At 44.2% G+C, this 20866-nt stretch carries 17 protein-coding genes; 16 read left to right on the top strand and 1 reads right to left on the bottom strand.

Annotated elements, in window-relative coordinates:
* Positions 1-49: 49 nt before the first annotated feature.
* Positions 50-1246: a GNAT family N-acetyltransferase gene (locus tag GC096_RS00270; RefSeq protein ID WP_171628300.1), complete on the top strand. Its 1197-nt coding sequence runs from the start codon at positions 50-52 to the stop codon at positions 1244-1246.
* 108 nt (positions 1247-1354) lie between these two features.
* Here GC096_RS00270 and GC096_RS00265 read toward each other — a convergent pair whose 3' ends face one another.
* Complete coding sequence (locus tag GC096_RS00265) at positions 1355-2560, bottom strand: ROK family transcriptional regulator (RefSeq protein ID WP_171628299.1); 1206 nt, start codon at positions 2558-2560, stop codon at positions 1355-1357.
* A 229-nt stretch (positions 2561-2789) separates the two neighbouring features.
* On the opposite strand from GC096_RS00265, the gene GC096_RS00260 reads away from it, so the two are divergent.
* From GC096_RS00260 to GC096_RS00190, 15 genes are all read left to right on the top strand, one after another.
* The gene (locus GC096_RS00260) at positions 2790-3728 is read left to right on the top strand and encodes a sugar phosphate isomerase/epimerase family protein (RefSeq protein WP_171628298.1); all 939 of its coding nucleotides are present in this window, start codon (positions 2790-2792) and stop codon (positions 3726-3728) included.
* Positions 3729-3756: 28 nt separating this feature from the next.
* On the top strand, positions 3757-4557 hold the full coding sequence (locus GC096_RS00255) for a sugar phosphate isomerase/epimerase family protein (RefSeq protein WP_171628297.1): 801 nt from the start codon (positions 3757-3759) through the stop codon (positions 4555-4557).
* Between the two features lie 115 nt (positions 4558-4672).
* A complete protein-coding gene (locus GC096_RS00250) occupies positions 4673-5566 on the top strand; it encodes an ABC transporter permease (RefSeq protein WP_376769464.1) in 894 nt (297 codons plus the stop codon).
* Positions 5567-5590: 24 nt separating this feature from the next.
* Complete coding sequence (locus GC096_RS00245) at positions 5591-6472, top strand: carbohydrate ABC transporter permease (protein ID WP_171628296.1); 882 nt, start codon at positions 5591-5593, stop codon at positions 6470-6472.
* 30 nt (positions 6473-6502) lie between these two features.
* Positions 6503-8029: an extracellular solute-binding protein gene (locus tag GC096_RS00240; RefSeq protein ID WP_171628295.1), complete on the top strand. Its 1527-nt coding sequence runs from the start codon at positions 6503-6505 to the stop codon at positions 8027-8029.
* A 24-nt stretch (positions 8030-8053) separates the two neighbouring features.
* The gene (locus GC096_RS00235) at positions 8054-9088 is read left to right on the top strand and encodes a Gfo/Idh/MocA family protein (RefSeq protein WP_171628294.1); all 1035 of its coding nucleotides are present in this window, start codon (positions 8054-8056) and stop codon (positions 9086-9088) included.
* 20 nt (positions 9089-9108) lie between these two features.
* Positions 9109-10101 carry a hydroxyacid dehydrogenase gene (locus GC096_RS00230; protein WP_171628293.1) on the top strand — a complete coding sequence of 331 codons (993 nt, stop codon included), beginning with the start codon at positions 9109-9111 and terminating at the stop codon, positions 10099-10101.
* Between the two features lie 30 nt (positions 10102-10131).
* Complete coding sequence (locus GC096_RS00225; protein ID WP_171628292.1) at positions 10132-11163, top strand: zinc-dependent alcohol dehydrogenase; 1032 nt, start codon at positions 10132-10134, stop codon at positions 11161-11163.
* 46 nt (positions 11164-11209) lie between these two features.
* Positions 11210-12535 (top strand): Gfo/Idh/MocA family protein, encoded by a 1326-nt coding sequence (locus GC096_RS00220; RefSeq protein WP_246302489.1) that lies wholly within the window; start codon positions 11210-11212, stop codon positions 12533-12535.
* 208 nt (positions 12536-12743) lie between these two features.
* The gene (locus tag GC096_RS00215; protein ID WP_171628291.1) at positions 12744-14120 is read left to right on the top strand and encodes a hypothetical protein; all 1377 of its coding nucleotides are present in this window, start codon (positions 12744-12746) and stop codon (positions 14118-14120) included.
* Positions 14080-14715, top strand: coding sequence for a helix-turn-helix transcriptional regulator (locus GC096_RS00210; protein ID WP_171628290.1), 636 nt, complete (start codon positions 14080-14082; stop codon positions 14713-14715). Before GC096_RS00215 ends, GC096_RS00210 begins: the two co-directional genes overlap by 41 nt.
* 393 nt (positions 14716-15108) lie before the next feature.
* Positions 15109-16737 carry a type 2 periplasmic-binding domain-containing protein gene (locus GC096_RS00205; protein ID WP_171628289.1) on the top strand — a complete coding sequence of 543 codons (1629 nt, stop codon included), beginning with the start codon at positions 15109-15111 and terminating at the stop codon, positions 16735-16737.
* A 129-nt stretch (positions 16738-16866) separates the two neighbouring features.
* On the top strand, positions 16867-17820 hold the full coding sequence (locus tag GC096_RS00200) for an ABC transporter permease (protein WP_171628288.1): 954 nt from the start codon (positions 16867-16869) through the stop codon (positions 17818-17820).
* A 69-nt stretch (positions 17821-17889) separates the two neighbouring features.
* Positions 17890-18714: a carbohydrate ABC transporter permease gene (locus GC096_RS00195; protein WP_171628501.1), complete on the top strand. Its 825-nt coding sequence runs from the start codon at positions 17890-17892 to the stop codon at positions 18712-18714.
* Positions 18715-18754: 40 nt separating this feature from the next.
* Positions 18755-20860, top strand: coding sequence for a heparinase II/III family protein (locus GC096_RS00190; protein ID WP_171628287.1), 2106 nt, complete (start codon positions 18755-18757; stop codon positions 20858-20860).
* The last annotated feature ends 6 nt before the right edge of the window (positions 20861-20866 follow it).

Genomic DNA, 20866 nt, shown 5'->3' with positions numbered 1-20866 from the left:
AGTTAAATCTGTGTAATCAGCTAATCGAAGCCTTAGGAGGTACTGGAAGATGGAAACGATCCAAATTCGACCTGTCAATTCACGAAAGGAATTGGAACAAATCTACGAAATATGGGATACTGTCTTTCCACGAGGAAGAAGCTTCTTTCAAGAACGATTGGATTATGATAACGCCTATTCCACGGATACAACGTGGATTGCGGTTGTAGATGGCGTAATAGCTGCGGCAATCCAGTTGTTCACATTTCGCATAAGATTCGGATCATTGGAATTAAAGCTTGGCGGTATAGGCAGCGTGGCTACATTGCCTGACTACAGAAAACGAGGTCTGGCACAGCGCATTTTACGCAGGCAATCTGAGTTCATGAAACAAAATGGCTACGATTTATCACTTCTGAATACAAATATTCAATCATTTTACGAGCAGGTGGGGTGGTTTTCTTATCCCAAAAAAGTATGGAGCGCCGATGCTGAAAACATGATGCAGCTTGATAATTCGACGTTATACGCTATAAGAAGGTATGAGGATACCGATCTAGAAACGATCATGGCGTTGTATGAAGAGACGAACAGGGATTTGTACGGAAGTGTTATCCGCTCACAATCGTATTGGCTGGGGCAGCAACAATGGAAAACAGTTCTGCCACATCAGTTTCTAGTGGCTGAAAGCGCGGGAACTATTGTGGCCTATTTGCGATATAAGAGCAATGGAAATCAGATGCAGTTAGCTGATTGCTGCTGCTTGCCCGGACATGAAGAGGCGGCGCGTTCTTTGCTATTTAGAGCTGTGTCAGACCAACCGAAAGATTCGAGCATAAAAGCCTATTTGCCTGATCGTCACGCTCTTGAGGCGTGTTTCCACCAACACGGCAACCTCCATATAGAAACAAATGGCATGTGGAAAATTGTTGACTTTGGCCGTTTACTTAGCAAACTCGCTCCTGAGTTCTCACGACGAATGCTTCAATGCCAGACAACAGATAACTTGGTTTTTCCTGCAACTCTTCTGGTTGGACTTGGTGATCAGGAAATGGTTATCCGCATTCGGAAGGAAGAGGTGGAAGTCGTAAGAGGTTCGGCATCTACCGTTTATAATATTTCGTTGCAGCTCAATGAGGCTCAATGGATCATGCTGCTATTGAACGGCTACCGCACATTAGAAGACCAGTCAGCAGAGGGCATACCCTATTTAAGAGTACTTTTCCCGGAGATTTCTTCGGTATTTTGGAACGCGGACAATTTCTGATTGCTAATAACCGAGGTGGCGACATCATAATGAAGACCCTTCAGCCCAAGCTATTGGGGGCGGAAGGGTCATTGTCGTAATTTTACCTCTTAGAATTGTAAAGGAACTTTATTGAATCATGGTGTAAGAAAAATGTTTGTCTAACGCAAAGTTGATCGCTCCCAGAGCGCCTCCGATTTCACCCAGTACCGCCGTATGCACGGATATTCCGGAGGAAAGGGCGGGCATGGAGCGTTGGTTCATTACTTTTGTAGCTGTTTTTACATAAGTGCTGCACATGCCTGGAATGAAACCGCCGAGGATAATGGCTTCCGGATTCAGTAAATTGACGAGATTAGCCAGAGCGATGCCGAGGTATGTGGCGGCCTGGTTGATGACTTGCACGGCTAATTCGTCCCCTTCATCTGCCGCTTTACAAACATCATGGGCTTGAAGTAGCTGGAGATCATTGCCAGGAAATTTCTGATTTAACAAGCTACTTGCCATTCCTGACCTGAGCAAACGACGTGCTTCCTGCTCGATGGCAGGAGCTGTAGCATACAGATGAAGGCAGCCGTTATTACCGCATGGACAAACAGGGCCATCCGGCTCCATCGTAATATGCCCCAGCTCGCCAGCCCCTCCGAATGAGCCGGAGACGAGCTGGCGATCGTTGAAGATCCCAGCCGCAATGCCAGAGCCGACACCGACGTAAATCATATGCTCATAGTCTCTGCCAGAGCCAAACCTGCACTCTGCGAGTCCTCTTGCGCGGTGACGGTTCATGGCTACCACAGGCCAGCCAAATGCTGTTTTTACCATATCCTCTATATCCACATTCGCCCAGCCCAAATCGGCTGCGCTTTTGATCGTACCTTTCCTTGTGTCCACCAAACCAGGCACACTTAAGCCGATCATTTGAATAAGCTCTTTTTCTGCTCCTTTGGCAGTGTCGGAGATATGCTCTATCAACGCTTGAATTGCGGATTCGGGACGAGGTGAGCTTACTGGAATTTTAGTCATATGCAAGACATTCCCTAGTAAGTCAAACTCGCAGAGGGTCCAAATCTGATTATCCAGGTCGGCGCCTATAATCGCGTGTGATCCAGGTACGAGCTCCAAAGCAATCGCGGGACGGCCGCCTGTTGACGGTGCTTTCTCTGTTTCCTTGACAAGGTTGCATTCAATCAGTTCTGAGATTGTAGATGAAATTGTCGCGCGGCTTAATTCGGTAATCTTAGTCAATTCAATACGAGGCATGGAACCGTGCTTGCGCAGTGCTTGGATAATGCTCGTTTTACTGCCTTTTTGATCGCTTTTATTTGTAATTATCATAAGCTTCACCATCACTGTCTCATTTTGTACCACCTATTGGATATGCAACAAATATATACTCTTAATTTAGTTGAAAATCGAACAAAGTTCAAGTGAATATTAGAATTATTCCTATTTTTAGAAGTTATATTTAGATAATATTCAAAACTTAATTTAAATCTTGACAAAAGTATTGGAATTCTATTATGATTGCCCTGTGAAATGAAAGCGTTATTATGGAGGCGACGTTATGAAAGCAACGATTGTACTTGGTGGGAATATGTACGATGATTCCACCATCGAGCACTTCTTGAAGGATGCTGCTGCTATTGGTTATCAGGGAGTCGAAATCCGTGGGGTTGGAGAACTGAAGGATGGTCATATCCCAGAAGAAAGGGCGCAGCAAATTAAGGCGATGCTGGAGAGCTACAAGCTCGTTCCAACAAATCTTTCTTTATTTGCAGGCGGATTTGCATGTAACTCTGACGATGAGAATGAAGAAGAGGTTTTAAAGTGGGCACGCTATCTAGACTTTGCCTCTACGATTGGCTGCGGCATGATGAGGCTGAACCCAGGATTTATTCATTCGGAGGAAGTGTCTGCAGACGACTATGCCAAAGCAGTTCGCATGTTCCAGCGGTGCGCCGATATGGCAAGCGAACGCAATATTCGTACTGTCATCGAGATGCACCACGGCACACTTTGCGATACGGCAGATGCATCGATTGCGTTCATTGAAAGCGTAGAGCGCAGCAATGTCGGGCTTATTCTCGATCCTGTCAACTTATATCAAGTACCGACCGAATACGGTATTTCAACGATAGAACGTTTGAAGCCTTATCTGTTCAATATCCATATTAAAGATATTATTCAACTGAAAGGCAAGCAATATCCATGGGCATTCGGTTACAACGATTATGTACCGCATATTGGCAAGTATCATCGGGTAGTTCCCAAGACGAGTATGGAGGAAGAGCGCTATTATTGCCATCGTCTGATCAACCAGGGGGGAATTGACTGGTACGAGGTGTTTAGAGGTTTGGAACAGATCGAATACAGTGGTTATCTCACTATTGAAAGCGTCAGTAAGCCGGGTTCGGATCTGCCTGTTCATACATCCCTTGCCGGGCAATGCTACACGGATTTGCAAGGTTTGCTTCAATCCTTGAAAGTAAATGTCAATGTATAAAGCAAATGCTAAAGGAGATTACAGTGAAATGATACATGCGGATAACCCCATTTCATTCTCATTATTCGTTAAGCATTGGAAGGACCTTTCGGTGTCGGAACTGGGGGGATTTGTAAAGCGTGTCGGCTTCGATGGCATTGAACTTCCGATTCGCGCCGGCTTTCATGTCGAACCAGCTACCGCACTCCAAACGCTCCCAGCCTTAGCGGCACAACTCGCCGAGCAGGACGTCCGCATTTTCAGTGTTGCGGCTCCAGCCGATGAATCGATATTCGCCGCATGTCAAGAAGCTGGAGTTTCCCTCATCCGAATCATGGTTGATATCGATCCGGATGGCTATAAAGCGACGGAGGAGAGGATGAAGCGAAAGCTGGAAAAGCTCGCTCCACTTTGTGAACAGTATGGTGTAAAAATCGGTGTCCAGCAGCATAATGGCAAGTATATCAACGATTCCAACGGAATTATGCGTTTAATGGAGAATATCAGCTGCGAGTACGTCGGCGTCGTCTGGGATGCCGCGCACGATGCCCTTGCCGGGCAGCAGCCGGAATATGGACTTGAGATCGTCAAGACTCATCTCGCGATGGTGAATTTGAAGAATGGTTTTTTCATCCGCAATAACGGTCCCGAAGCAGAAACGGCGGAATGGAGATGCCACTATACGACAGCCCGGCACGGAATGGCGCATTGGCCCCGAATTGTCCGCTCTTTGAGAGACCTAAGCTATAAGGGGGTTGTATGCTTAACGGCAGAATATACGGATCTGGGAAACAAGGATCGTTACATTGCCGAAGACCTTGCTTATGCGAAGTCTCTATGGAGCGAATAGCTAAACTTGAACGTTGATCAGATTAGCGAAGGAGGTGCAAATGATGGCAGCTCAAAATGACATGCAAGTAACCAATTTACCTCGATCTGCACCTAAGAGCAGATACAAGCATGTGATGTACAATCTCAGAAGAGATAAATTTCTGTATGCATTAATCGCACCCGGCGTATTGTTTTTCCTTATTTTTAAATACGTACCGATGTGGGGCATCGTTATCGCCTTTCAAAACTATTCGCCTTTTCAGGGGGTCATGGGAAGTGAGTGGGTCGGCCTCGAGCATTTTATCCGCTTCTTCTCCAATCCGGATTTTTACTTGCTGTTCCGTAATACGCTGGCCATCAGCGTGTTGAATCTCATTTTCTTTTTCCCGGTTCCGATCGTGTTGTCTTTGCTGTTGAACGAGTTGCGAAACGCAGCTTACAAAAAGTGGATTCAATCCATTGTTTACATGCCGCATTTTTTATCATGGGTGATAATTGCAGGAATTACGTTCTTGTTACTATCGCAGTCGTCGGGTATTTTTAACAAAATGCTAGTGAGTATGGGATTTGCCAAGTATGACTTTTTAACCAACGAGAATAACTTTTGGGCGCTGCTGACGATACAAAATATTTGGAAAGAAATGGGATGGGGGACAATCATCTTCCTTGCGGCTATTGCAGGCGTAGATACCCAACTTTACGAAGCAGCCAAAATGGACGGGGCGAACCGCCTTCGTCAAGCGTGGCACATTACGCTTCCTTCTATTCGAAGTGTTATCGTCGTGTTGTTCATCTTAAGGCTCGGTCACATCATGGATGTAGGATTCGAGCAAGTGTTCCTTATGATGAATGGCGCCGTGTCGAACGTCGCAGATGTATTTGAAACCTATGTTTATCGTCTTGGTATTCAGCAAGGTCAGTTCAGTTTTAGCACAGCAGCCGGCTTATTCAAGTCAGTCATTGGGTTGATTCTAGTTATTGTAGCCAACAAGCTGTCAAAACGGTTAGGTGAAGAAGGGGTTTACTAATCTCTAGGTAATGAGGTGAGTTAAATGAAGAGAAGTTTAGGTGCCCGCCTATTCGATACAGCAAATGTGATTCTTCTGGCTATTATAGGTATCATTACACTTTTTCCATTGTACTATGTATTCGTTGTCTCATTTACGGATCCAGTCGAATACATCCAGAAGCAGGGCTTCATTTTATTTCCGTCACATTGGAGTTTCGATTCTTATAAGTATTTGCTATCCACTTCGGCTTTTAAGAACGCAACTTTGGTGAGCGGCTTTCTGGCTACGGGTGGAACTGCATTAAGTCTCGTAGTGACGGCAGCACTTGCCTATGGGTTATCACGCAAACGCTTAATGGGCCGTAGAATTTTGATGCTCATGATTTTGATTACGCTCTTATTCAGCCCAGGCATAATCCCTCCTTACTTACTTGTTCGTGATCTGGGCTTGATCAATAGTATTTGGTCGCTCATCATACCGGTATTGACCAGCGGGTGGTATGTCATTTTGATGAAAAGCTTCTTCGACAGTATTCCTGTAGAGCTAGAGGAATCAGCAGTGATTGACGGATCGACCGATATCGGCGTATTCTTCCGAATCGTCCTGCCTTTGTCGCTGCCTGCGCTTGCCGCTTTCGGATTGTTTTACGCTGTCGCTTATTGGAACACCTTTTTTAGCGCGGTATTGTACATCAATGATCAGCTCAAATGGCCACTGCAGCTCGTACTTCGCAACATGCTGATTGACTCATCCACACAAGCGGGGGGATCGGCGGCTGCCGGAATGATGGCGGAACAAGATATCCCTGCCGAAACTTTAAAAATGGCTGCGGTCGTTATCGCAACGGTCCCAATCTTATGTGTTTATCCGTTTCTGCAAAAGCATTTTGCCAAAGGTGTCATGCTCGGTTCCGTGAAAGGATAATCATTTTGCCAGAATATGAGGAGGGTTTATATGAGGGATAAGAAAAGTATGGCAAAACGCAGTTTGGTACCATCGTCAGTGACGATCATGTTACTCACATCGATGCTTACGGCCTGTTCTGGGGCAGATAGTTCCCAAGGAGCAAATGGTGCCGCGAAAGATGAAAAGCCCACGGAAATCAGCATTTTCACGGAATTCAGTACGTCGGAACCTCCTGCGGCGGATAACCCGGTGACGAAGGAGTTCGAGAAACGCACAAACACGAAACTGAATATCATGTGGACCTCGTCGAATGGTTTGGCAGAAAAGCAAAACGTGCTGCTGGCTTCCGGAGACATGCCAGATCTAATGCGGATCATAGATATGAAGCAGGTACAGGCGATCAATATGATCAAACAAGGGGCCTTCTGGGATTTGGGGCCGTATTTGAAGGATTACAAAAACTTGTCGGCTTATCCGAAAGAAATCATGGATCGATCGAAAGTAAATGGTAAACAGTATATGCTGCCATCCGTTCGCCCATTGCATGGTGGAACCTTCTTCAATATTCGAACGGATTGGTTGAATAACGTCGGCCTGCCGATGCCGCAAACGCTGGATGACTTCTATAACGCAACTAAGGCTTTCGTGGATAAAGACCCAGATCGAAACGGTAAAAACGACACCTACGGCTATAACGGAAAAAATTGGAGCTATCTTATCGATATTTTCAACAAGAGCAACGGGAAATGGAAAGAAGTGAACGGCAAGCTGGTGGATACCGACCTAGAACCGGGGACACGAGACGGACTTATTTATTTGAACAAGATGTTCAAGGATAAAATAATACCAGAAGACTTCTCGATCATGAAAACAACCGACTATGAGAACATGGCGAAAGCAGGTAAAGTTGGTGTACAAAGCGACACAACGGAAGGTGTATTCCGGTCAACAGAAGGCGCGCAAAAGCTGGATCCGAAAGCTGATTTCGTCGCCATGACGTATTTGGAAGGTCCGCAAGGTAAAATGGTTCCTACTGGCATCGGTTTTACTGGTTTATATGTAATTCCTAAAACAGTTTCGGAAGCCAAAATGAAAAAGATTCTTGCATTATTGGATTACGGAGCGTCTGAAGAAGGATTTGAGCTCGCTTGCTTTGGTATCAAGGATGTTCATTTCAAAGTGGTAGACGGTTTCAAAACGACGACGGAACAGGCAGTCAAAGACAGCGTATCGCAAAGCTCGTTCGGTAAAATTTTTGAAAAATACGATCCCTATTTGTGGGCGTACCGTGTAGGCATGCCAAAAGAGGTGTTCGAACGTAATAAAAAGATCGTCGATGATCGTGCAAATTATGGTGTGACGGATGTTTCCGTCGGTTTGTTATCCGATATCGATCTAAAAATGGGACCCGATTTCAAGAAGAAAATGGATGACATGAAAATTAAGGTAATCATGGGGAAAGAGCCGATTGAGTCATGGGATGCTCTGGTGAAAACGTTTAAAGCAGATGCGAACTATATGAAAATGATCGATGAGTTCAACCAAGCATACCAAGATAGAAAAAACAGTAAATAAGCTTAGAAGGGGAGGGAGAATACCATGTTACCTAAACTAAGATTAGCGGTTGTCGGCTTGGGACGCGTCTCGAAGTCCCATCTCCCGGCAGTGCGAGAGCTCTCAGACAAAATTGAGCTAACTGCGTTAGTTTCCCGCGACGCTAGCAAAGCCGAACAGGAAGCATCGCAGTGGAAGGGAGTCAAGACTTACACTTCATACGAGGAAGCGCTTCAAGACCCGAATATTGACGCTTTCCTGCTGCTGCTGCCTCATGATCTTCACGCAGAGTATTCGATAAAAGCGCTTCGAGTTGGCAAACATGTCCTAGTCGAGAAGCCGATGGCTATGAATGTGAATGAGGCCGAGCAGATGGTTGCTGCTGCCGAAGAAAGCAAATCTGTGCTGATGATTGGACAAAGCCGCCGATTTTTTAGACCTGTTGTAGAGTCCATACATCGTATAAGAGCTAATGAAATTGGTAAGTTGATTAATATTAATGCGCTGCTGCTTGCTCATATGGATAAGCCCGCCACGGATTGGTGGAAGGATGACTCGAAGATTGGCGGTTTTATTATCCCTTTATGGGGAAGTCATATTATTGATTATGTCATATGGGCGTATGATAAAATGCCGATCTCGGTGTATGCGCAGGGTCATTCCAACAATCCGAATTGGAGTGGCGAGGATGAGGTGGTCATCTCACTGAACTTCGGGGAAGGTCAAATGGCCAATCTACTCATGTCGTTCAATGCTGGTGCTCGAGCGACAGATGAGGAAGGTTTGACTGGTAAACGGATCTGGTCGACGCAGAACAGTATTTATGACCGGTATTTAATTGGTTCCAATGGCATGATGCATCTGAAAGATGAGTACGAACTAACGTTAAACGGTGAAAAACAGGCGGAGTGCGAACGTACGAACGCGAATTTTACGTGGCAGCTTGAGGAGTTTGCAGATGCGATCCGCGAAAATAGGGAACCACTTGCTTCTGGCCGGGAAATCATCCGTGTGATGAAAGTTATGGATGCTTGTTTCGAATCGATGCGCACACATCAGGTGACTCCGATCCAATCCTAACCATGAAAGGGACGATAAACATGAAAAAGAAAGCGTTAGTTCTATCTCCTGAGTCGCGATTGAAGGAAGTATGCTCTGTGAAATGCCGAGCATTGTTAGATGAGCATTTCGATGTTACCTGGAATGAGACAGGAATAGATTATACCAAGGAAGAGCTGGCTTCCTTAGTTGGCGATGCAGAGGTCATTCTCACAAGTTGGGGATCGCCAAGCTTGGATGAAGATTTGCTAAACCGCGCAGTCAAGCTACACGCTGTAGGACATGCAGCTGGAACCGTAAAACATCTTGTTCCGAAGCAAATTTTTGGCCGTGGTGTGCGCGTATTCTCTGCAGGTCCCCGTATTGCGTTGAGCGTTGGCGAATACTGCCTGGCTGCGCTGCTTACTTCCTTGCGACATTTGCCAGCTTTGGATGCTGCTGTGCGAAACGGCGGGTGGAGAGAGGATGTGCAGAAGGGCAGGGAACTGACCGGAAGCACGATTGGTATCATCTCAGCAAGCTCCACAGCTCGTACATTTATTAAATTGTTAGCACCATTCCATGTGAATGTGCTCGTCTATGACCCGTACTTGACGGAAGAGGCGGCTGCTGATCTTCATGTAACGAGGGCTACGCTTGAAGAGGTCATGAGCTGTCCCATCATTTCGGTACATGCGCCGAAAGTTCCAGCAACAGATCGGATGCTGACTCGCGAGCTGCTTGCCCGCATCCCGGATGGTGGCATATTCATGAATTCGTCGCGCGCAGCAGTCACCCACGAGCAGGCTTTCATGGAGGAGTTGGCAAGCGGTCGTTTCAATGCCATCCTGGACGTGTTCGAGAAGGAACCGTTGTCGGCAGACAGTCCGTATCGATCCTTACCCAACGTGCTACTGACTCCACATGTCGCCGGAGCTTCCGTGGAAGGTCATCTAAGTTTGATGGAAGTCGTTGTGCAAGATGTGATTCGCGCTTTTAATGACGAAAAAACCACATATGAAGTAAGTGAGCGAATGTGGGAGATCATGGCATAAATTTTGTGATTTCGGAAGGAGATTAACAATATGGTTAGAAAAATGTCCGTTCCTCCAATGGAATTGGTAGATTACGAGGGTCCTGGCACTCAAATGTGTGCTGTTATGGATGCAATCGGTGAAATTAGCGTTAGACGTGCTTTAATCCCGGAGCCGAAGGAAGGCGAAGTTCGAGTTAAAATAAAATGGGTTGGCATTTGCGGTAGTGACGTCGAAGTATTCCGTGGCGCCCGCGAACCGGAGTTTATCTCTTATCCTACAAGGTTGGGTCACGAAGTAGCGGGAGTGATCGATAAGGTCGGACCGAATGTGATCGGTGTCAAGGAAGGCGACCCTGTCGCGTTGCGCTATGTTTGGGGTGCATTTGCTGAATATGTGTGCTGCACACCTTTCTCCCTAAAGGTACTCCCGAAGGATCTTCCGCTGATTGAAGGCTCCTTGATCGAAGTGCTTCCGGGCATCATTCACGCTGCCGAACTGGGAGACATCTCTCCTAATAAGAACGTACTAATTACAGGTCAAGGCGTGAGTGGGCTCGTCATGACGCAAGTGGTGAGCATGTTCAGTCCGAAAAATTTGGTCGTTACCGATTTATTCGATGAGAAATTAGCACTCGCCCGAAAATACGGGGCAACTCATACGTATAAGATGCCTGATGAGCATGCGAATACAATGGATATTGTCGGTGCTGACTTCCCTGATGGTTTCGACGTTGTGATCCCTTGCTTACTAGAAGGCGACGGGATGGTTGATGCCATCAATGCCGCAGCACAGAATGGGCGTATTGTCATGTATGGTTGTATCGGCACTTGTCATACACCCGTCGATTTCTTTAAAGTTCATAAAAAGCGCCTTGACATATTTTCTACAGAGCCTAAGCGGGATATCGACAACCGGCGGTATTTTGAGGAAGGATTACGCCTCGTATTGGACGGTTTAGTGAACACGGAAGAAATGATCACACACGTCGTTCCACTAGCGGAAGTCGCACGAGCGTTCCAACTTAGAAATGAACATAAAGGGGATACGATTCACGTCATGATTGACTGTGAAGTAAAATAAAAAGATGTACTTTACAGTGGGATTCAAGGGTTAGGGGGAATTGAGAATGAGCAACCAATTATCCATGGATATTGATGATAAGAATAAATATGATCACGAGAGACCTGTCACTGTCGTAATCGTAGGTGCCGGTCACCGCAGTCTGATTTATGCCTCATTCGCCGAGATGCATCCTGAACAGATGAAAATTGTCGGGGTTGTCGATCCAGATGTTGAACGTAGAGCTCTGACCAAGGAGAGATTTGATCTATCAGATGAAGGTTGTTTTTCTGATATTGATGAGCTTATAACTAAACCTAAGATGGCGGATGCCGTGATTAACGGAACGATGGACCATTTGCATGTATCCACTTCGATACCTTTGTTAAGGGCTGGATATGACATTATGTTAGAGAAACCCATTGGTATCAGCGAAGACGAAGTCTTGAGTCTATATGAAGAAGCCAAACGCCTTGGCAGAAAAGTCATGATTTGTCACGTGCTGCGCTATGCGCCATTCTATGCATCTATTCGTCAACAAATAGCTGATGGCGTAATTGGCGATATTGTCAGTTTGACGACAAGCGAGAACGTCACTTACCACCATATGGCCATGGCGTATGTCAGAGGAAAATGGGGGCGTGTGGATAAAGGAGGTTCCTCCATGCTCATGGCGAAAAGCTGCCACGACTTGGACGTATTAGCTTGGATGAAAGGAGACGTTCAACCGGTGAAAGTAAGCAGTTTCGGAGGTCTCCAACAATTCAGGCCTGAGAAAGCGCCTTCTGGGGCGGGCACGCGCTGTCTGGTCGACTGTTCCATTGAGGAAAACTGCCCTTATTCTGCGCGGAAACATTACATTGAGCAGCGATTGTGGAGTGCATATGTAACCTATAATACACATTTGGGCGTTACGATAAGTGATGAGGAATTGGCTGAATCACTTCGAACGGATAGTCCATACGGTCGTTGTGTCTGGCACTGTGATAATGATGTGGTCGATCATCAAACGGTAATTATGGAGTTCGCAGACGGCAGTTCTGGAACGCATGTGATGACTGGAGGCACTTCGAAACCAGGTCGTTCCATTCATATCGTGGGGACGAAAGGTGAAATTCAGGGGGAAATGGAGGAAGGATCTTATGTCATCCGGCACCCCGATGCTCGCAAAGGCCACATTTATTCCGAGCAACAGTTTGAGGTTGGCGTATCTGGAGATCTGCATGGCGGAGGAGACTTGCTTCTTACTGCTGATTTCGTAAAAGTACTGAGGGGTGCGGTGCCATCGATTTCCTCCACATCTCTGGAGCAGTCACTTCACGGGCACTTGATCGGATTCGCAGCGGATCAATCTCGCCAAGAACAAAGAACCGTTGAGATCAAGCGAGTGTAAAAGATTGAAACAAGGTTAGATTGTCTCATTCAAGGGCGAGTCGGGATCAGAAATAGCAGGCTAAGTTTTTAGGTCGCGAACCTAAAGGCTTAGTCTATTTTTACCTTACAAAGAGGCTTTGAAAGCGCGATGAAGTATTGAGTAAATTGGGTATTTTGTTCTATAATTGAAAAATCTTCAGGTACCTTAGAAAGAGGAATGCCATTCTATGAGAAAACTCAAACCGCTTCGAAAAACCATTGTGTACAAATGGACAATTTCATACATGGCAGTTTTGGTGTTTATTATTGCAATTATGAGTATGTGTTACATAAAGCTCGATGGTGTGATCAAGAGTGTAATTGAAGATTTCAACCGTTATACCATTGTGCAAATTGCTGAACAGATCAACACGATGCTGTACGATATGAATCGGATCAGTTCACAAGTTGCGCTAGATATAAATCTGCAGCAGGTACTGAATGAAAGGGCAACAGATTCTGAACGTCAATACGCCATGTATTTGTTGCAAAAAGATTTGTTTAATTATCAATATGGGAACAAGAACATTTCTCAGAGTTTTATTTATATACAAGATATGGATACCATTGTATATAAGAATGGTATTTCAAGCAGCCTTTCGTATTATCAATCGTATTTCCAGGAATTTGATATGACTTATGAGGAATGGATTGTTCAAATAAAAAAGGATACACGAACAGTATTTGATACCCAAAAAAACAAAGACGGGGGATTAACGCTCCTTCTAAGAGCTTCCTTGCCTATGGGGGGAGTCAGCAAGAAAAGCGCATCTTTATTTGTTGTATCAGATTCTCTTTCACTCAGGAATACAATTCACCAGATACATGGAGATATCAATTATTTCCTTGTAAACAATCAGGGAGGGGCATTGTTTGGTACAGATACTCAATTAACGAAAGGCATTGAGGCTCTTGAAGTGAATGCGAATCAGAACAACCAGGTTGTAAATCTTTTCGATAAAGAATATATCCTTACCTATAAAGAGTCTATTATACAGGGGATCAATCTGTGCCTCATCACACCGTATGCGAAATACTGGGAGACATTGAAGTTTGCACGCGGCATCGTATATGTAGGTATTTTTGTCATACTTGTTGGGGGCATGGCCATGATTTGGTGGTTTATACGACGGAACTACAAGCCGATTCACAAGCTTTTAGAAATTATTGAAAGTACCTCAGTTCAGGCATGGGATCAGAAACAAACGGAAGATGAATACAAGTATATTTCAAATACCATTCAAACCCTAGTACAGGAAAATAAGAAAATTCTAAGAAATGATTTTATCATGCGCATGCTTAACGGTAAGGTCGATAGCAGTAGTACCATTGAGAGATTGTTTGATCAGTTTGGAATTAAACTTTATTCAGATCGGTTTAGGGTAGCAATTGCTGTTCCGTGTTTTAGTGACGAATTAGATGTCCAGGAACCAGATACTGGCGACAACTACCATAACATCGAAGGCATTTTCGAAAATGCTTTTAATGAAATTGTCAGCAAGAAGTTCAAAAGTGGGCAGGGCTATGTCGTCAGTAGGGGGAAGAGAAATAGCATGCATTTTTAATTATAGCGAGGAGGAAGGGAGTGCGGTCGAAGCAACGATCACTGAGCTTATCCATGAGACCATTGCGTTTTTACGAAAACATGGGTTTGTTTGTTTTGAAACGGTGTTGAGCTCAGCACATTCCGGCGTGAAAGGCATCAATCAAGCCTATCTGGAGGCTGTGAGTATGTTGAATCAGCTCAAAGTGAAGGATAATGTCAGTCACAAACTGGAAGATCAAATAAGGCTTTCAGATGCTCTTCAGGAATTCAAAGCGTCTAACATTTCAAACCTTGTAAACAGAGTGACAGAGTATATTGAGCTTAATTATCTTGATGTTAATCTTAATATGACGGCCATTGGAGATTACTTTAAAATGGACGGCAGACAGCTTTCGAAGATTTATAAAGATCATACCGGTGAAAGAATTATCGACTATTTGAACAAAATAAGAATTGCTACGTTCAAGGGGTTGGCGGCAACAGATAAAATGACGCTTGCGGATGCTGCGGCACAGTCCGGCTTTGCAAGCTATAGAACCTTCATGCGATTATATAAGAAATATGAAGGAACTACTCCGGGGCAGTTTATAGACGAAGAACATGATGAATCGTAACGCTCAAATACTTAGGTGAAATCCAAATAGTCAGTTTGATCCAATTGTGGGCAGAATGTCTATTGCAATCTGTACATTACAAATAACATTGTTAAGTCTGGAAGATATAAGCCCGTAAATCTCTGATAAATAGAGACTTTACGGGCTTTTGATCTGTTTGGCAACAGGAAGAACAATTGAAATCCAGACTGCTAGAGGACCATTCGAAATGGACAATTGGGTATCGTTTATGACAAAATGTCCATCCGGAACTGGAAACGAACGTCTCCGGATGGACAAAATTGCTGAAACAATGAATTGTACAATTGTGTCTATTGTTTAGTTGTTTATGAGACTTTACCATGAAAGCAGGCCTAAAACCTGATATGCAAATTAGAAAGGGGAGCAATACAAATGTACTTAAAATCAAAATCAGTGAAATTTGCAGCTATGACATTGACTGCATCTATGGCACTGGGACTTACCGGTTGCAGTAATAATGAGGAAACGCCAAGTCCTTCAAGTTCTGCGAATAGCACTCCAAAATCAGACACGAGTTCCTACCCGATTAAAACGGATGTGACACTTACATACTGGATGCCTTTGAGCTCTAATGTGTCTGCAAGCTCTGCAAATATGGGCGAAACAGAATTTGCGAAGGAGCTCCAGAAGCAAACGGGCATTAAGGTAAAGTTTATTCACCCGGCAGCAGCCAGCGTTGATGAACAATTTGGCATTATGCTCGCATCAGGAGATCTGCCTGATATTATTGAATGGGGCTGGTATGGCTTTACCGGTGGACCGCAAAACGCCATTGAACAGAAGTATATTATTCCTTTAAATGAAGTGATTGATAAATATGCACCGAACCTTAAAAGCTATCTCACTAAAGATCAGGAGCTTGACAAATCAGTCAAGACCTCAAGCGGACAGTATTATGCCTTTCCGGGTATTCGTTCAGATGATGCACTGAAGGTCACATCAGGCCCAATGGTAAGGAAGGACTGGCTGGATGAATTGAACCTTCCTATACCTGAGACTATGGCAGATTGGGAAGCCATGCTGACCGCATTTAAGGAGAAGAAAGGGGTCTCGGCACCATATTCGGCGGATCCAAACCAATGGCTTGGCGGAAGTATGTTCATGGGGGCTTTTGGCGTAACTGAAGGTTTTTATGTTGAAAACGGAAAAGTACATTACGGTCCCCTTGAAAACGGGTATAAAGAATATCTGTCTACCATGGCTCGATGGTACTCCAAGAAACTTCTGGATCAGAATTTTGCAACCTTTGATGTCAAGACCTTTCAAGCCAATATGATCAATGGCAAAACAGGCGCTACCATTGGCTCTGCCGGAGGAGATCTTGGCAAGTATAACCTCACCAGCCGAAAGACGAATGCTAAATATGATCTTGAAGCAGCACCTTATCCGGTTCTGAACAAAGGCGAACGCCCTAAATTTGGTAATAAACAGCGGACATATATGAATACAGGCGGAGCCGCTGCTATTTCACGCTCTAGCAAGAATGTTGAATTGGCCGCACGATTGTTGGATTATGCTTACAGTGATGCAGGAAGAAAGCTCTTTAACTATGGTAGGGAAGGCACCAGCTTTAATTTGGTGAACAATTACCCTACTTACACAGATCTTGTTACAAATAATCCAAAGGGTCTGTCCATGCAGGCTGCTATGGCCTTCTATTCTCGTGCTGGTTATAATGGCCCCTATATTCAGGAAAAGCCATATATTGAGCAGTATTACTCAGCCGAGGAGCAGAAAAATGCCGTTAAGGTATGGAGCGCTAACGATAATGAAAAATATGCGCTTCCTTTAGTGAATTTCACCAACGAAGAAAGTGCTGCTCTGGCGAGCGTCATGGGTTCAGCAAAGACTTATTTGGATGAAAGTAAAATTAAATTTATTATGGGTGGAGCTAAGATGGATACTTTTGAAGATTTCGTAGCTCAGTTGAAAAAGCTGAATATTGATAAAGCCATTGAAATCAATCAGGCAGCCTATAATCGTTATATGAACCAAAAGTAAGTTATTTCATGGAGGTACAGTGCATGAGTGCCTATGTGCACTGTACATGCTTAATTACAAAGAAAAAAATCCAGCTCTGCATGGTTTTGAAATATATCTTTGTAGAATAAAACATAAGGGGGGAACTGCGTGCAATACGAGGTTCAGCTTGAGCGTGCTGCCGTTAAAAGAAGTGGTTTGCTGAATAAAATCACCAAAGATTATAAAAAAAATTACAGACTCTACCTGTTGGTATTGCCGGTTATTTTGTTTTACCTTATTTTTTCTTATATCCCTATGTATGGAGTGCTGATGGCCTTTCAGAATTATTCGCCTGGGAAAGGTATACTCGGAAGCAAGTGGATTGGACTAGATAATTTTCAGATGTTTTTTCAAAGCGCTTACTTTGGACGAGTCCTTTGGAATACCCTAAAAATAAGCTTCTATAGTTTATTGTTTGATTTTCCTGCTCCGATCATTTTTGCACTGTTGCTTAATGAGCTAAAGTGGTTGAAAGGAAAGAATATTGTTCAGACCATCACCTATATGCCGCACTTTATCTCCATTGTTGTTGTATGCGGTATGATTAAATCTTTCACCATGGATACAGGGGTCATTAACTACATTGTTAGTTTTTTTGGGGGCACTCCGGCTACTATGCTTAGCGATCCATCTTTATTCGTCCCCATATATGTCATATCTGATATTTGGCAAAATGTTGGATGGAGTTCTATTATTTTCATTGCTGCCATATCAACAATCGATCCCTCATTTTACGAGGCGTCAGAGATGGATGGTGCCAACCGCTTTCATCAGATTATTCATATTACAATCCCGTCGCTTATACCTACGATCGTTATTTTGCTAATATTGCGTTTGGGCAGCATGCTCAACGTAGGATTTGAGAAAATTATCTTATTGTATAATCCTGGGATCTACAGTACTTCAGATGTTATCTCTACCTTTGTTTTCAGAAGAGGGCTTGTTGAACTGAATTGGGGCTTTAGTGCGGCGGTCGGTCTTTTCAATTCCGTCATTAATTTCATTTTGGTTGTTGGAGCTAATTATATAAGCAGGAAGACAAATGAAAACAGTTTGTGGTAATGAGGGGGGATACAGGTGAAAAAGAAAAGCCCTAGTGGCTTCATATTTGACTCAGGCAATGCAATATTTATGATATTTATGATTTGCGTAACACTCTATCCAATGTTGCATGTCCTTTTTTCATCATTGAGCAAGCCGGAATTACTGATGGCCTACAGTGGACCGCTCATAAAACCTCTGGGTTTTAGCATCAAGGCCTATGAAGCCGTGTTTAATAACAAGTACATTCTTAATGGATTTATTAATACTAGTATCATTGTTGTCAGCGGTGTAACCCTGAATGTTTTTATGACTTCTCTAGGGGCTTATTTCTTGTCCAGAAAGGATGTCTTGTTTCAAAGACCGATCACATTGTTTATTATTTTCACTATGTATTTCCAAGGCGGACTGATTCCATTTTACTTCACTGTTAAGGGACTTGGCATAGATAACACGTTTCTTGCAATTATTCTTCCCACTGCCATTAATACTTTCAACTTGATAATTCTACGAACGGGCTTTGCTTCGATTCCTGCGAGTTTGGAAGAAGCGGCAAGAATAGATGGCGCATCAGACTACACCGTTCTTTGTCGGGTCGTGCTTCCTCTGGCTAAGCCTATGGTCGCTGTTGTTACGCTTTACTATCTTGTGAGTCATTGGAATTCATGGTTTAATGCGATGATTTTTTTGACAGACAAAAAGATGTACCCGCTGCAGTTAATCTTACGTGAGATCCTTGTGCAAAATGATACAAGCTCTATGTCGACCTATTCTGAGGTAGGGCAACAAGAGTCAATTGGTGAAACGATTAAATATGCAACCATTATGATTGTTACCCTGCCTATTTTATTTGTGTATCCATTTGTACAGAAGTACTTTGAAAAGGGTGTCATGATTGGAGCCGTGAAACAATAGAAACATATCACTTTTGCAGATAAAGGAGCAAGAAGAAATCATGGTGAATGGGACGGTGAATCAAATGACTCCTCTAGGTAAACTGTTGGACAGAGAAACGGATATCACGGATAAGCAAGTATTTGAAGCCCTTAATCTTAATTATCCAGGTCTTCAAAAGGTCAGAAGGGCACTCGAGCAAGGTGACGAACAGCTTGCAAAGCATGAGGTCGTGGCGTATTTTCATAACCGGAAGAACCGAACCTTTTTGTTTGATTACCGAGGAATGCCACTGCGACCTATGGATCCGGATACATCACCGCTTTCGTACCAGTCATCGAATGGTTTAGAAGGGAGCCTCAAGGAACTTTGTTTAAAGGTGGCAGAAAAGATGATGAACAACATTTATCTGTTGCCGAGCGGTAAGCGTGGAGAGCATTTCCTTGGGGAGTACTTCGAAAATATGCTGTTGCATAATGCTCTGACGGATAACGTTATACGCCATCGCTACCCTCACGATATGTTCACACGGGGGCAATTTTACGAGTCTCTTGCGGTTGCATATCACGAGAATGGAGACATCCGGATTGCAACTAAGTTCAGAGAGATTCTGGAAAAATTCTTTGAGACATACGAGCTGATTATTGAAAATAAAGACGCTGATGCGGGGCATTGGATGTTGACCGATGATCGGGATGCCATGAGTGTCGGCGGACTTACCCTTGTTTTGTTGACACTACTTTACACGGAGCTGCCGTATACACTTCCGGATGATCTGGCCTTTAAAATCATCGGCCGTATTTGGTTTTTTGGGTCACAATATCGCAGATTTGATACCGACACCTATCGTCCACATAATCACCATTTATGGGAAAGAGGGGTCTTGCCTTATATATTGGCGGTTATGCTGCCGGAGTTTCCGGTGATCGAAGCCATGAAGCTCCGCTGCAGGGAAGTCATTCTAGAACACTTTAAGGATGACTTTAATTCTCGTGGGGGCTATGGAGAGCACTCTACCTCCTACTGGGCAGGTGCAACCATCGGAGATATGCTGTTTCGCGCAGTTACGATTGCACGACTGAACAATGACCCCCTCTTGGACGACGTATCACTTGTCTCCCTTGAGAAAAGTATTTCTGTTCTGACTTCAATCTCACAGCCGACGGAACGTTTCCCGAATATCGGAGACAATCAGGGGACGAGTATTGAGCCATTTTTGCTAGCAGCTATGCAAATGACGGATAATTCATACCCCCCAGCCGTATTGGCTGTCAGGAATGGAGCGACGTTAATGGAGGACCAGTTGCCCTCGCTCGATTATTGCGATAACACCGTGGGATTTGCAGCAAGCCGAAGTAGTTGGAAGAGAGATGCCAACTATTTTATCATGTCCATTAAGGAAAACTGTGGGGTGTGCGGACACAACCATATTGACATGCTCTCGCTGATCATGGTTCTTCGGGGGCAGCAGATTATCGGTGAACCCTATTCCGGTGCATTGTACCATAAAATTCGCATGAACAGTGATCTGCGCGGTTTTATGTATAATATGGAGTCACATAATACGGTGCTTGTTCACGGATCGGCGGTTCAGCCCAACCGAATGTATGCGAACCGATGGGGGGTCTACCGTCCGGATGTCCATATCAGCCGATATGAAACAACCCCTCAGGGTATGCTCGTTCAAGGGTATCATGATGCATATACGTTCTGCCGTCATCAACGAACCGTTGTTTTTTCAAGAACAAAGGGATGGATCGTGAAGGATATCATTGAACACGGTATGCGTCAGCAACAAAAGCACATTCAACGGTGGTTTTTGGAACTGGACGTGATTTGTGAGGTTCTTGAAGATAAGGTACTGCTATTAACAAAGAATAATGTTCGGCTGCTTTGTGTTTGGGAATCAAGATCAGATGTTGAAGTGGAATTATGGAAAAAAGATGAGCTATACCCTGATATTGTTTCTGATCCAGAGCTAATCAACTATGCAGTGGATATCCATTTCCTTGCTAATGACCCAGAGCAAACAGCCGCCGACGGTGATGCAGTACTTCATGTCGCTATGCTGGATGTCACTGACAGAAGCCTACCTGATTTTCAGGATTTAAGAAGTATCTTCGCGCACAAGGAAGAAGATATGATGAATCTGCTTGAGCACATGTAAATAAAT

Source organism: Paenibacillus plantarum (genome assembly GCF_013141695.1).
GTDB lineage: Bacteria > Bacillota > Bacilli > Paenibacillales > NBRC-103111 > Paenibacillus_E > Paenibacillus_E plantarum.
The sequence above is the reverse complement of the archived record's forward strand: the minus strand, read 5'-3'. Positions and strand labels throughout refer to the sequence as shown.

Excerpts from the sequence above, each read along its gene's own strand:
- GC096_RS00270 (WP_171628300.1), top strand. The coding sequence starts at position 50 with ATGGAAACGATCCAAATTCGACCTGTCAATTCACGAAAGGAATTGGAA.
- GC096_RS00195 (WP_171628501.1), top strand. The coding sequence starts at position 17,890 with ATGATATTTATGATTTGCGTAACACTCTATCCAATGTTGCATGTCCTT.
- GC096_RS00215 (WP_171628291.1), top strand. The coding sequence starts at position 12,744 with ATGAGAAAACTCAAACCGCTTCGAAAAACCATTGTGTACAAATGGACA.
- GC096_RS00205 (WP_171628289.1), top strand. The coding sequence starts at position 15,109 with ATGTACTTAAAATCAAAATCAGTGAAATTTGCAGCTATGACATTGACT.
- GC096_RS00230 (WP_171628293.1), top strand. The coding sequence starts at position 9,109 with ATGAAAAAGAAAGCGTTAGTTCTATCTCCTGAGTCGCGATTGAAGGAA.
- GC096_RS00190 (WP_171628287.1), top strand. The coding sequence starts at position 18,755 with ATGGTGAATGGGACGGTGAATCAAATGACTCCTCTAGGTAAACTGTTG.
- GC096_RS00255 (WP_171628297.1), top strand. The coding sequence starts at position 3,757 with ATGATACATGCGGATAACCCCATTTCATTCTCATTATTCGTTAAGCAT.
- GC096_RS00220 (WP_246302489.1), top strand. The coding sequence starts at position 11,210 with ATGAGCAACCAATTATCCATGGATATTGATGATAAGAATAAATATGAT.
- GC096_RS00260 (WP_171628298.1), top strand. The coding sequence starts at position 2,790 with ATGAAAGCAACGATTGTACTTGGTGGGAATATGTACGATGATTCCACC.
- GC096_RS00225 (WP_171628292.1), top strand. The coding sequence starts at position 10,132 with ATGGTTAGAAAAATGTCCGTTCCTCCAATGGAATTGGTAGATTACGAG.
- GC096_RS00265 (WP_171628299.1), bottom strand. The coding sequence starts at position 2,560 with ATGATAATTACAAATAAAAGCGATCAAAAAGGCAGTAAAACGAGCATT.
- GC096_RS00210 (WP_171628290.1), top strand. The coding sequence starts at position 14,080 with ATGTCGTCAGTAGGGGGAAGAGAAATAGCATGCATTTTTAATTATAGC.
- GC096_RS00250 (WP_376769464.1), top strand. The coding sequence starts at position 4,673 with ATGTACAATCTCAGAAGAGATAAATTTCTGTATGCATTAATCGCACCC.
- GC096_RS00240 (WP_171628295.1), top strand. The coding sequence starts at position 6,503 with ATGAGGGATAAGAAAAGTATGGCAAAACGCAGTTTGGTACCATCGTCA.
- GC096_RS00245 (WP_171628296.1), top strand. The coding sequence starts at position 5,591 with ATGAAGAGAAGTTTAGGTGCCCGCCTATTCGATACAGCAAATGTGATT.
- GC096_RS00235 (WP_171628294.1), top strand. The coding sequence starts at position 8,054 with ATGTTACCTAAACTAAGATTAGCGGTTGTCGGCTTGGGACGCGTCTCG.